Genomic DNA, 12,610 nt, shown 5'->3' on the forward strand with positions numbered 1-12,610 from the left:
TTCAGCGCTCGTCCGCGCCAGCCAGACGGCCATTGTGCAGCACCACTTTTTCCGCCAGCCGCGCGGCGACCCTGGGGCTGTGAGTGACCATCAACAACGTCGTCGGGCTGTCGTCGAGCAGCTCCAGCAACAACTTCAACACCTCATCGCTGGTGACTTCATCGAGACTGCCGGTGGGTTCGTCGGCCAGCAGCAGTTTCGGTTGCGAGGCCAACGCCCTGCCGAGCGCAACTCGTTGCTGTTGCCCGCCAGACAGTTGTTCCGGATAGCGCTGCAACAGATCCACCAAGCCAAGACGCTGCACCAGATGCGCTTGCCAGCGCGGATCATGGCGCCCGGCCAGACGCGCCTGAAACGCCAGATTGTCCTCGACCCGCAAACTGCCGATCAGGTTGAACTGCTGAAACACCAGGCCGATTTCGGTGCGCCGCCAGTTGGCCAACTGGCCTTCGTTCATCTGCTCCAGCCGATGCCCGCCGCTGCGAATGCTGCCGCGATCGACCTTGTCCAGGCCGGCGATCAGGTGCAGCAAGGTGCTTTTGCCACTGCCCGACTCGCCCATCAACGCCAGGCTGCTGCCGGGTTTCAACGTGAGGTCGACCCCTTGCAGCACCGGCAAAGGGCCTTGGGGGGTGGCGTAGCTTTTGAAGACGCCCTGGACCGAAAGCATGAGAGGAGGCTCGTTGAAGGCAGTGGGCCTAGGATAGCGGACGCCAGCAGGACCGCGTTATCGTTTATCGCGAGCCTGCTCGCGATAAGGCCAGGCCATTTCATCAACATCTCACTGCCCCACCGCCACACTCGGCGCCACCGGCCCCGGCGTCACAATGCTCTTCAGGTCGATGTACTTCCACGCAGGCACAGCGCCGAGCCGCGCATTGAAGCGATAGTTGAAGGTGAAGTCATCCGCTGTCGACATGCTCAACGGTTTGCCATACACCGCCTCGATCCCCGTCAGGTCATAACCCATCAACTGCAGCAACGTCGGGAAGATGTTGTAGTGACTGGAATGATCCTTGTTGACCGGCAACTGCGCCTGCCAGTCCAGGGTCTTCAAATCGCTGCCCGAGATCACCACCAACGGCACCAACCCCTCCTCCTCCACCGGGTCACTGCCACAGTGGGTGTTGAGCCCCGGGTTACCGCGCTCATGCAGATCCTGCCCGTGGTCCGAGGTGTAGATCAGCAACGCATTGCGTAAATCCGCCTGGGTGAAAACCCGTGAGAAGAACTCGCCGACATTCCACAGCACAGTATTTTTGTAGGCATTGCGGTACAGCAACCAATCATCCGGCTGCCCATTGAACCCCTCGCGCGTGCCCGTGTCCGCCACCTCGACGAACTGCCCCCGAGGCAAGGTCGGGCGGTAGGCCATAAACGCATCCGGGTATTTGTCGTGTACCGGGAAATGCGCGCCGACCTTGTTGATCACCACCAGTTCCGGCGTGCTGTCGTTGAGCAGATCGGTCAGCTTGGCCGCCGCGGCCATGTCGCGGTCACGCACGCTGGTCTGGTCGAATTGCACGAACTCATCGATGTCCTGCTTCTCGGCATTGTTCATCAGGTTCTGCAAGTTGCCACCGGTGCGCTGGGCATCGATGTAAACCGTGCGCAGCCCGGCCTTTTTCGCGTACTGCCAGATCGACGGCAGCGTGGTGTTGATCCGCATGTAGTCAGCACGGGTGCCGCCATAGCGCAGGGTGACGTTGGTGTCGGCACTGCAATTGGCGATGGACGCGGCGTAGCCATAATTGAAAATGTCCACGCCCGGATGCGCTTCCTTGAGGTTGCTGTGCACACCGAATGGCGTGTTGATGTCCAGATAGTTACCGGAAATGCTCTCGTCGATGATCAGTACGATGTCGTAACCCACCGGCTGATCGATGCGCGCCAGGCTCACCGGCTCGCGTGGGCCGACGGTGTTATGCAGCGCTTCATAGGTAAACAGATTCAGATAGGCCAACGGCGTGTACATGATCGGCAAGCCACGGGCGCCCTCGCCGGCCCGCACGAACAGCACGACACTGAGCAGCAGCACGCCGAGCACCGGCGCCGCCATCACCAGCGCCCCCGGCAACGGCAGCCGTCGACGCGGCTTGAGCCCGATACCCAACAGCAGCAGCAAGCCACTGACCGTCGCACTGATGATCGCATCGCGGTACTGGTAAGCCGCTTCCTGAATGAACCCACCGGAATACACCAGCGACACAAAACTGCTGTAGGTCAGGTAACTGGCGGTCACGTGCGTATACACGTCAAAGAAAATCGCCGAGCCAAACAGCGCCAACGCAAACAAATGACGGACCAGTGTCTGACGAATATAGGCGGTCATGAACAGTGCGATCGTCAGCACCACGAACATCCCGCCATACAGCAACATCGGCAAACCGATGCCCAATGCCTCGAGACGATCGAGGTAATAGTCGTAACTTTTGAGTAAATACAGAACCAGCAACAGTTCCTTGAAGTATCGGATCATGGTGGATGCTGTACCTCCATGGCTGCCATTGGCCAATGGAAACCAATGATTACCAGCCATTTTCTGACACTAGCACCGAGCCATGAAAGCGCAAGAAATGCCGGTTTTTTGCCAAAAGCGTCAAAAAAACATTAACTCAAATCTGACACTTCAAAACGCCTGTAAGCCTTGTAATACAAGCCTTTCGACCGTTTATCGTTTTCTTGAAACCCCTCAAAACCGCGACAAATCCAGCAACGGCAAGCACTTGATACCAAATAGCCCATGAAATCAGGGTTTCCAGCCCGCGCTATCCGTCATTTTGCTGACACGCTTTCCCAAGGCTGGGCTATACCCCTTTTGACAGTCTCATTTCAGTTACATCCACCGTCTTACGAGGCACGCCAATATGGACGTAAGCGTATTTGGTACGGGCTACGTCGGCCTGATCCAAGCTGCGGCATTGGTCGTTCCCGAGGCGCCACGATCATGAAAATACTCGTCACTGGAGCCGCCGGCTTCATTGGTGCCCATTGTGTGTTGCGGCTGTTGCGCAACGGGCATCAAGTGTGCGGGCTGGACAACTTCAATGACTACTACGACCCGCAACTCAAACATGACCGCGTAGATTGGGTGCGCGAGCAGGTCGGCGATTTCCCCCTCGCGAAAGTCGACCTGGCCGATGCCGAGGCCCTCGACGCATTGTTTGAGTGTGAACAACCGCAAGTGGTGATTCACCTCGCGGCCCAGGCCGGGGTACGTTACTCCCTGGAAAATCCCCGGGCCTACCTCGACAGCAATCTGGGCGGGTTCCTCAACATTCTCGAAAGCTGCCGTCACCACCCGGTCAGGCACTTGATCTATGCCTCGTCCAGTTCGGTGTACGGCGCCAACCAGCACACGCCCTATTCAGTCAAAGACAACGTCGACCATCCGTTGTCGCTGTACGCCGCGACCAAAAAAGCCAACGAGTCGATGGCCCACAGCTACAGCCATCTGTTCGGCATTCCCTGCACCGGTTTGCGTTTTTTCACCGTGTACGGCCCCTGGGGTCGGCCCGACATGTCGCCGATCCAGTTCGCCCGGGCGATTGCCGAAGGGCAGCCGCTGAAGCTGTTCAACTACGGCCAGCACCAGCGGGACTTCACCTACATCGACGACATCATCGAGAGCATCGCCCGCCTGGTCGAACGCGCGCCCCAGCCGGCACCGGACTGGAACCGCGAGCAACCGGACCCGGCCAGCAGCATGGCGCCATGGCGCATTTACAACATTGGCGGACAGCAGCCGGTAGCGCTCAAGGACTACCTGGCGCTGCTGGAAAAGCACCTCGGGCAAAAGGCCCTCGTCGAGTTGCTGCCCCTGCAACCGGGCGACGTGCTCGACACCTGCGCCGATGCCAGCGATCTGGCACTGGCCACCGGTTTCCAGCCACGGATAGAGCTGGATGAAGGACTCGGACGATTCATCGCCTGGTTCCGTGACTACTACCCACTGCGTAGCGCCCACTCGCCATTCATGGCCGGGCTTTAGCGGAGGACTCTATGACTGGACATGAAAAAGGCATGTTGCTCGATCACATGCAGCATGATAACCGCCTGGATCCCGAGCACCGGATGCGCCTCGACAAGGCGATCCACGTGCAGGGTCACGGCTGGGTGACCGGCCGCAACGGAGGTCGGCCCTGGACCCTGTCGCGCACCAATCGGGTGCTCGCCTGCCTCGGTGCACTGGTGATTTTGCTGTTGATTTCCCCGGTACTGCTGGGGCTGGCACTGGCGATCAAGTTCAGCAGCCCGGGGCCGGTGATGTTCGTGCAACAACGCACCGGCTACCGCGGCCGCATGTTCGGCATGTACAAGTTCCGCACCATGGTGGCCAACGCAGAGGAGCTCAAGGAGTCCCTGCGGCATCTGAACAAGCACGGCGCCGACGCCATCGACTTCAAGATCGACAACGACCCGCGGATTACCCCCATCGGCAGTTTCCTGCGGCGCAGCAGCCTCGATGAATTACCCAACCTGATCAATGTGGTGAGCGGCGACATGCGTCTGGTAGGTCCACGACCGACCTCATTCAACGCCCGTCGTTACAAGGACAGCCACCTTGCGCGCCTGAGCATCTACCCCGGCATGACCGGCCTGTGGCAGATCTCCGGGCGCAGCAATATCGACTTCGACCAGCGCGTTGAGTTGGACCTCACGTACATCGCCGAGCAGAGCCTGTTGCTTGATCTGAAGATTCTGTTGAAAACCCCCTTCATCGTGTTCAACGGCCACGGAGCGAGTTAAATGGACGGTTCATCGAATAACAGCCTGACCATCGCCAGCCCGAGCGAGTCCAACCTGACCTCGACCGTGCTCGACCTGGATCTGCGGATCCTTTTTCTGACCGCTGCCAACGCAGGCACGGGCACCACCACCAGCGCCCTGGCGCTGGCCACCCAATTGGCGTCAATGAGCAGCGGCCAAGTGCTGCTGGTGGACGCCAGCCAGTCGGCGGGCAACCTCACGCATCAGCTGGGGCTGAGCAAAGAGCGCGGCTTTCGCGATCTGCTGTTCAACGACTCCCCGCCGCTGCTGCAGGACTGCCTGGTGACCGTCTCCAGCCTGCCCTTCCACATCCTGCCGAACGGGCGGCACATCCGCGGCACCGAGCACCTGACCCGCGAACAACTGAGCCCGTTGCTCGAGCAGCTGGGCGATCGGTATCGCTTCGTGGTGATCGACGGCGATGCGGTGTATGAGGCCGTCGACACCCTGGTCATCAGCACTTTGGTGGACGGCGTGATCATGGTGGTGCGCGCGGAAGACACCCGCTGGGAAGTGGCTCAGGCCGCGGCCCAGCGCCTGACCCAGGCCGGCGCGAAACTGGTGGGCAGCGTCTTCAACCGGCGCAAGTACTACATGCCCAAATGGCTCTACAAAAACCTGTAAGCACCCACCTGAAGGATGAAGTCATGAATGCCAAAGTGCTTGTCCTGCTGTTGCTACCGCTTGCAGGTTGCTCCAGCACCAGTGAAACCCAGAACATGCCGGTGCAGATCCTCACGGCCGAGCCGGCCAACGCCCAGGCCACCGATATGCCCAAGGTCGAACAGACCTTGCGGCCCAAGGACGTGCTGGACGTGATCTTCCACGTCAGCACCAGTGGCTCGGAGGCTTACCGCATTCAGCCCGGTGACCAGGTCGCGCTGAACTTCACCGCGGCCAGCCAGCTCAACGGCACGCAACTGGTGCTGCCCGATGGCACCATCGAACTGCCGGGGGCCAACACCTCGGTGAAAATCGGCGGAATGACCTCGGTCCAGGCCCGGGAGGAAATCCAGCGCGCCTATAACCGCAAAGCCCTGTTCCAGCCCAATCGCAACCAGTTGACGGTGCTGGTCACCAGCCCGCTGAGCAACGAGCAAAACCTCAAGAGCGCCCTGAACCACCCTGCTACCGGTATGAGCCGGGAGATCACAGTGGGCAACGACGGCTATGCGAGTTTTCCGGAAATCGGCTCCGTGCCGCTGCAAGGCATGACCGTCAACCAGCTCGAAACGTTCCTCAATCAACGTTACGCGCAATTGCCGGGACGGATGACAGTCGACGTCATGCTCAAATCCACGTCGGGCAATGAAATCTATGTGCTGGGTGAAGTCGCGCAGCCGGGCTCCTATCCGATTCGCCGCCCGGTTTCAGTGCTCGAAGCGTTGACCCTGGCCCGTGGCACCAACGTCAAGGCGCGCCTCGACTCGGTGGTGATCATGCGCCGCAACGGCAACCAGGTGCAGGCTGTGCACTACGACGTGGAGAAAGCCTTGTCCGGTGACGCGTCGCAGATTGCTTACCTGCAACCGGACGACATGCTCTACGTGCCCAAGACCAAACTGGCCAGTGCCGGTGAGCTCGCGCGGCAACTGGCCGATGTGGTGTTGTTTCAGGGGGTGGGCTTCACCTTCGGCTACCGCGTCGACAACAAAGGCAGCAACAACTAACTCTCAGGTGACCGACTATGAACCCAAAGGAAAACTACCTGCATGAGTTCTTCAGGATCTTCTTCGCCAACAAGCGACTGGTGAAGCGAATCTTCCTGACCTTTGCAGTGATCGCCCTGCTCCTGCCGCTGGTGCTAAAACAGAGCTTCGATATCACCGCGCAGGTGCTCGTGCAGTCCAAAAAACTCTCTCAGGGCGACGCCACCACATCCCTGACCCAAGGCGACGCCTCTTTCATTCCGCCGTCACTGGCGGATATGGAAACCGAGAGCAATATCCTGCGCTCGCCGGCCCTGATCCGTCAGACCATCAGTGACCTGCAGGCCAAAGGCGAATACACGCCCAACCCCGGGGCCTTCAACAAACTGGTGACCGTACCGATCCAGCGTTTCGTGACCAACCCCTTGCGTGAATACGTGATCAACCCGGTGCGCAGCGCGCTCGGGCTTGCAACCGATCCGGTGCGGGACACCACCCTGGATACCTTCACCCAGGAGGCCATCGATAACCTGAAGATCGACACCCTGCCCGGCTCCAACGTGATCTCCATTATCTACAGCTCAAGCGATCCGGCCCAAGGCACCCGGTTTGTCGCAACGATGTTGCAAAACTACCTGGCCAGCCGTCAGGAACTGCAATCGATCGATCTGCCACAGAGCTTTTACGAAACCAAGAAGAAGCAGTATCAGGTGCGGCTCGATGGCCTGGAAGGCACTCGACTGGCGTTGCTCGAAAAGATCGGTGCGTCCGATCCGAAGGAAGAAATCACCTTCCGCCTCAACGCCATCAACACCGAGGAAGAGAACCTGAACCAGTATCAGGATCGCTTGCTGCAAAGCCAGCGCTGGCTCGACTACCTGAAAACCGCGCTGGCGGCGGCCAACAATACCTCTCGGCTCAACGACTACACCTTCCCCTTCACCTTCACCACCACGGTGGACAACATTGCCTTCGAAGACCGGGAGATCCGGCAGATCGGTGAGGCACTGACGACTCAGGTCAGTCGCTACATGAACGACCTGGCAGTGTTCCAGCCGGGCAGCGAACCGATGCTGCTGGCCCGCGAGCAAATTACCCGCACCCGCCAGCAGTTCCTGAAAATCGTCAGCAACCGGATTCAGGAGCGCACCAGCGACCTGGCCATTGTCACCTCGGTGATCAACCAGAAAACTGCGCGCATCGCCGAGTTCAAGAACCGTATCCACCAGTTGCAAGTGGCGCAGAGCAAGTTGCAGCAGATGGATACCGAGATCAATGCCTTGCACGCGGCGTTCTCCACCTACGCCCAGCGCTTTGCCGAAAGCAGCACCGCCCGCGCGCTGGACAGCGATTTGTCCAACGCCCGGGTGCTCAGCCCGCCGTTCGAACCGACCGAGGTGGCGTTTCCCAAACCGCTGCTGATCATTCCATTCGGGATGCTGACCGGTCTGCTGCTGGCGATTGCCTTCGTCTACGTGCGTGAGTTCTTCGATCACAGCTTCAAACATCCTGCGCAAATAACCCATGAACTGGGCTTGCCGGTGCTGTTGGTGATCAATGATCAGGACGTCCTGCCGCACAACCCGCACAAGAACTGGACCGTACCTAGCTTCATGTATTGGGTGCGCCATTGAACGGGCCGCTCAACGCCAGCGCGCTGCCGATCATGCATTTGATCAGCAGCGGCGGCTTTTATGGCGCTGAGCGGATGTTGCTCGACCATTGCCTGGCGACGCCGGGACACCACCAGGTGCTGTTTCTGGATGCGCCGCCGGCCCTGATCGACCGGTTCCGCGAGGCCGGGATCGACTGCCGCGCTTTCGCGGGACTGGGGCAATTGCTGGGTCATTTACGTTATCGGCGGGCTGAACATCCGCTGATCAATACGCACAATTTCAAAGGCCTGGTGTTTGGCTGGGTCGGCGCGACATTGTTTGACTTGCCGTTGGTGATTACCCAGCACGGTTTCACTCCGCGCAGTCGCAAGCAACGCTTCTACGGTTGGCTGAGCCTGCAACTGTGCCGCACGTCGTCGGTGAATCGGGTGGTGTGCGTGGCCGAAAGCATCGCGGTGCTGCACCGCAAGGCCAGTGTTCGAACGGAGAAACTGCAAGTGATTCCCAACGGTCTGCCAACCGCCAACGGCCTGCTGCCCCACAACGCCAGACACCCGCGCTGGCTGGCGGGCTACGTCGGTCGGCTGACCCATGAAAAAGGCCCGGACCTGTTTCTCGATGCGCTGATCCCGCTGTGTCAGCAACACCCGCAACTGGACGCGGTGATGCTCGGCGACGGCCCGGAACGGGAAACCCTGCTGGCGCGAATAGCCACCGCCGGCTTGCACAACCGCATCACCCTGCCGGGTTACCAGACCGACATGAACCGCTGGTGGCCGCAACTCGATGCGCTGGTGATCAGCTCGCGCACCGAGGGCACGCCGATGATTTTGCTCGAAGCAATGCAGGCCGGAGTGCCGGTGGTGGCGTTCAGCGTCGGCGGAATTCCCGATGTGCTGGAGGATCGGCACAACGGCCTGCTGGCGCCCCCCACCGACAGCGTCGCCCTTGCCCTGCAACTCGACACGCTGCTGAGTGAGCCGGCACTGGCTGGCGAACTGATCGACAACGCAAAACGTACGCAACAGGACCGTTACGACCTGAAGGCCTTGGCCGAACGCTGGTCGCAGCTTTATATCCGTACTGCACGGGAGGCACGCGCGTGATCTTTCCGCTCTCGATCGTCAGTCTGCTCGCCCTGGTCTGCCTCGGTTTGCTGGCCAGCCCTTACCCCTATCTGGCGCCCGGCGCGGTACTGGGCATGGTCGCTGTCGGTGTGCTCTACCGAAAACCCGCCTGGGGGTTATTGGGCATCGCGGCGCTGGTGCCGTTCGAAGGTTTCTTCAAGGGCAACGCGCTGTCAGGCACCAAATTCATCGGTGCGTCACTGGCACTGGTCCTGATGTTGCAACTGGCCATTCACCAGATTCCGTCCGAGCGCCTGCGCAGCAACATCTGGCGCTGCCTGATCGGCTTCGTGGTGTTGTACGGGTTGAGCATGATCAATACCGACAACATGGACATGTCCCAGAGTCATCTGCGGGACATGAGCGTCGGCCTGGTGCTGTTTGTGATCACCTTGCTGATCGGCCGTGAGTTGAACCTCGATCTGTTCGCCCGGCTGGTGACCCTCAGCGTCGCCGCGACCTCTGCGCTGGCCATGTTCTCCACCAAGTATCAGGACCAGGGCCGTGCCGCCGGGCTGCTGGAAGACGCGAACTCGTTTGCCCTGCTGATCGCCTTCGCCGTGCCGTTGGCCCTGCTGCTGGTGATCCGCGGCCCGAACCTGTTGCACCGATTGTTCTGGGGCGGCTGCTGCATTTTGCTGCTGGGCGGCATGACCAAAACCGATTCCCGTTCCGGGCTGGTGGTGCTGTTCCTGAGCTTGATGATCGGCGCCTGGCACTACCGCGCGCAGCTGCCACGCATCCGTCCGCGCCACTTGGGTTTTGCCATGCTCGGCCTTGCACTCGTGATCCCGGTGGGAATCTATTCGATGCCGGCCGGTTACCTCAAGCGCATCCAGTCCTTGAGCGTCTTGAAAGAAGGCGCCAAAAGCCAGGACGAATCCCTCGGCCGCCGCACGTCATACCTTGTGGTCGGCAGCCAGATCATTCGTGAGCACCCGTTACTCGGTTCCGGCCCCGGCACCTTCCCGCTGCACTACGCCACCTCCGGTTACGCCAAGGTGTTTTCCGCCAACCGCAAACCCGGCGACTTGTACCGTCGCGCTCACAACACGTACATGGAAATCTTCAGTGAACTGGGGGTTCCCGCCGGGCTGTTGTTCGTCGGCATGCTCGGCCTAGGGATGTACAACCTGGTCCGCGCCCGTCAAGCCTGGATGCTGCGACGGGATTGGGAGCAGGCCGACCTGATCACCCACCTGGGCATCAGTTATCTGTCGTTGACCCTGTTTTTGATGTTCCTCAGCGCACCGAATCACAAGTACCTGTGGATCATGCTCGCCCTGACCTGGGTGCTGCGCCTCAAGGCTGAAGAACGCCCGCCGACGGAGGCCAGGGCATGAACCGCATCAGCATTGCCATCCCGATGTACAACGAGGCCAGACACATCGGCCGCACCTTGCTTGCCGCGAAAAAAGCCGCGCAGGCTGCCGGGATGGAATGCGAGCTGATCGTGGTCGATAACGGCTCCAACGATCAGGGCCCGCACATCGCTCGCCAGCTCGGGGCGCAGGTGCTGGTGCTGCCCGGGCTGCTGATCGGCGCCCTGCGCAATCGCGGGGCGGCGATGGCGACAGGCGAATGGCTGGGCTTCATCGATGCCGATATCGAGATGCCCGAGGACTGGCTCACGCTGTTGTTGAGCATCCAACACACGGTTCAGGTCGACGTCCTGGGACTGGACCTGCACACCCCGGCCGAAGCCCCGTGGTATGCCAATGCCTGGCAACGCCGCACGTTGCGCCCGAACGATGAAACGGTGAAAGCAGTGCGATGGCTGCCCAGTTCCAACCTGTTGATGCGTCGTCCATGGTTCGACAAGGTCGGCGGCTTCAACGAAAACCTGCGCACCGGCGAAGACAAAGATTTCACCATGCGCCTTTCCCACTCTGGCGCACGCCTGCTGGCCGTCAACCAGAGCGTTGCCCTGCATTGGGGTTACGAGAGCAGTTGGCGCGAATGGATGGGCAAGGAGTTCTGGCGTCAGGGCAGTCACCTGCAATTACTGCGCAGCCACGGCATGAGTCTGCGTTTACTGCGTTTCCCGATGCTGTCGATCATCGCCTGGGTGTTGGATTTCATGGCGCTATCCGCCCTGCTCAACGGTTTCCCCCTACTGGCGCTATTCATGCTGTTCGTCACCAGCCTGCCAGCGCTCGCCCAAAGTCTGCGCCAGAGCCTGATACACCGCGACCTGCGCCTGATGCTGCAACTCTGGGGCCTGCATTGGGTGCGTCTGCACCTGGCGGGTGCCGCGCTCATCCTGAGCCTTTGTCGCTGGAATGCCAGGAGACCCGCCCGTGGCTGAGTTCGTGTTCTGGTGGTGCCTGTTATTGCCGGTGTACGCCTGGCTCGGCTACCCGCTGCTGCTGACGCTGCTCGCGCCGTTATTTCCCGCGCGGCGTCATGGGCCGGCACAGCCGATGAACGTGAGCATCGTCATCGCCGCGCACAACGAAGCCCAGTACATCGAAGAAAAGCTGCGCATGTTGCTCGCCCAGGATTATCAGGCACGTTCGCTCCAGATCATTCTGGCCAGCGACGGCTCCACCGACGACACCGTGGCTTGCGCCCGCAAGGTCATCGACCCGCGCATCAGCGTGCTCGACCTGCCCCGTCAGGGCAAGGCAGCCACCTTGAATGCCGCCGTCGCCCTGAGCACGGGCGAGATTCTGGTGTTCACCGATGCCGACAACCAATGGTCGACCGACACCCTCGGCCAGTTGCTCGCGCCCCTGGCCGATCCACAGGTCGGGGCCTGCGCCGGGCACATGTTGATCCCGGTGGCGGGCCAGGGCCTGAGCCTGGGCGATAGCCTTTATCGGCACTACGAAGGCTGGCTGCGCATGGTGGAAAATCGCACCGGCTGCATGGTCTCCGCCGACGGCGCCCTGCTCGCCCTGCGTCGCGAGTTGTTCCAGAACGTGCCGTCGGAGGTCAACGATGATTTCTTTATCAGTACCTGCGCGCCGGTGGCGCTCAAACGCATTGTCTATGTGCCCACAGCCCGGGTGATCGACCAGGGCGTCGATGAGATCGACAAACAATGGCGCCGTCGTCTGCGCGTCACCGTCGGTGGTTTGCAGAGCCTGGCCCAGCGTCGGGAACTGTTGAATCCCTGGCGCCATGGCTTGTATGCGATTGCGCTGATCAGCCACAAACTGATTCGACGCCTGGCACCGATCCTGTTGCTGCCGTTGTTGCTGAGCAACTTCTGGCTGTGGAACGTACATGGCTTCTATCGCCTGAGCCTGATCGCGCAACTGCTCGGTTATGCGGTGGCCGTCGCCGGCCTGCTGGATGTGCAACACCGTTTGCCCAAACCCTTTCGCCTCGCCGCATTCTTTCTGGTGACCCTTGCCGGGATGAGTATCGGTCTATGGCAGTTCCTGCGTGGACAGCGGTACGCGCAGTGGAACCCCGAGCAAAATCGTTGAAAGGACCGCTC

At 60.6% G+C, this 12,610-nt stretch carries 11 protein-coding genes; 9 read left to right on the plus strand and 2 right to left on the minus strand.

What is annotated here, in order from left to right; all coding sequences use genetic code 11:
- Position 1 precedes the first annotated feature (1 nt).
- Positions 2-670: an ABC transporter ATP-binding protein gene (locus AC1D2Q_RS01270; protein WP_477811979.1), complete on the minus strand. Its 669-nt coding sequence runs from the start codon at positions 668-670 to the stop codon at positions 2-4.
- A 111-nt stretch (positions 671-781) separates the two neighbouring features.
- On the minus strand, positions 782-2,479 hold the full coding sequence (locus tag AC1D2Q_RS01275; RefSeq protein WP_477811980.1) for a sulfatase-like hydrolase/transferase: 1,698 nt from the start codon (positions 2,477-2,479) through the stop codon (positions 782-784).
- Between the two features lie 468 nt (positions 2,480-2,947).
- On the opposite strand from AC1D2Q_RS01275, the gene AC1D2Q_RS01280 reads away from it, so the two are divergent.
- Genes AC1D2Q_RS01280 through AC1D2Q_RS01320 form a run of 9 tightly spaced genes read left to right on the plus strand, consistent with a single transcriptional unit; the run spans position 2,948 to position 12,599 of the window.
- Complete coding sequence (locus tag AC1D2Q_RS01280) at positions 2,948-3,991, plus strand: NAD-dependent epimerase (RefSeq protein WP_477811981.1); 1,044 nt, start codon at positions 2,948-2,950, stop codon at positions 3,989-3,991.
- 11 nt (positions 3,992-4,002) lie between these two features.
- Positions 4,003-4,749, plus strand: coding sequence for a sugar transferase (locus tag AC1D2Q_RS01285; protein ID WP_018925578.1), 747 nt, complete (start codon positions 4,003-4,005; stop codon positions 4,747-4,749).
- Positions 4,750-5,394: a CpsD/CapB family tyrosine-protein kinase gene (locus AC1D2Q_RS01290; RefSeq protein WP_477811982.1), complete on the plus strand. Its 645-nt coding sequence runs from the start codon at positions 4,750-4,752 to the stop codon at positions 5,392-5,394.
- A 23-nt stretch (positions 5,395-5,417) separates the two neighbouring features.
- Entirely contained in the window at positions 5,418-6,440 is a 1,023-nt protein-coding gene (locus tag AC1D2Q_RS01295; RefSeq protein ID WP_019580132.1) for a polysaccharide biosynthesis/export family protein, read from the plus strand.
- 17 nt (positions 6,441-6,457) lie between these two features.
- Positions 6,458-8,053, plus strand: coding sequence for a GumC family protein (locus AC1D2Q_RS01300; RefSeq protein ID WP_477811983.1), 1,596 nt, complete (start codon positions 6,458-6,460; stop codon positions 8,051-8,053).
- Positions 8,054-8,085: 32 nt separating this feature from the next.
- Positions 8,086-9,141: a glycosyltransferase family 4 protein gene (locus tag AC1D2Q_RS01305; protein ID WP_477812197.1), complete on the plus strand. Its 1,056-nt coding sequence runs from the start codon at positions 8,086-8,088 to the stop codon at positions 9,139-9,141.
- The gene (locus AC1D2Q_RS01310) at positions 9,138-10,505 is read left to right on the plus strand and encodes an O-antigen ligase family protein (protein ID WP_477811984.1); all 1,368 of its coding nucleotides are present in this window, start codon (positions 9,138-9,140) and stop codon (positions 10,503-10,505) included. Before AC1D2Q_RS01305 ends, AC1D2Q_RS01310 begins: the two co-directional genes overlap by 4 nt.
- Positions 10,502-11,470 carry a glycosyltransferase family 2 protein gene (locus tag AC1D2Q_RS01315; protein WP_477811985.1) on the plus strand — a complete coding sequence of 323 codons (969 nt, stop codon included), beginning with the start codon at positions 10,502-10,504 and terminating at the stop codon, positions 11,468-11,470. Before AC1D2Q_RS01310 ends, AC1D2Q_RS01315 begins: the two co-directional genes overlap by 4 nt.
- Positions 11,463-12,599 carry a glycosyltransferase gene (locus AC1D2Q_RS01320; protein ID WP_477811986.1) on the plus strand — a complete coding sequence of 379 codons (1,137 nt, stop codon included), beginning with the start codon at positions 11,463-11,465 and terminating at the stop codon, positions 12,597-12,599. The genes AC1D2Q_RS01315 and AC1D2Q_RS01320 overlap by 8 nt, the downstream gene beginning before the upstream one ends.
- Positions 12,600-12,610: the final 11 nt, after the last annotated feature.

It is taken from the genome of Pseudomonas sp. P1_A1 (genome assembly GCF_056406935.1).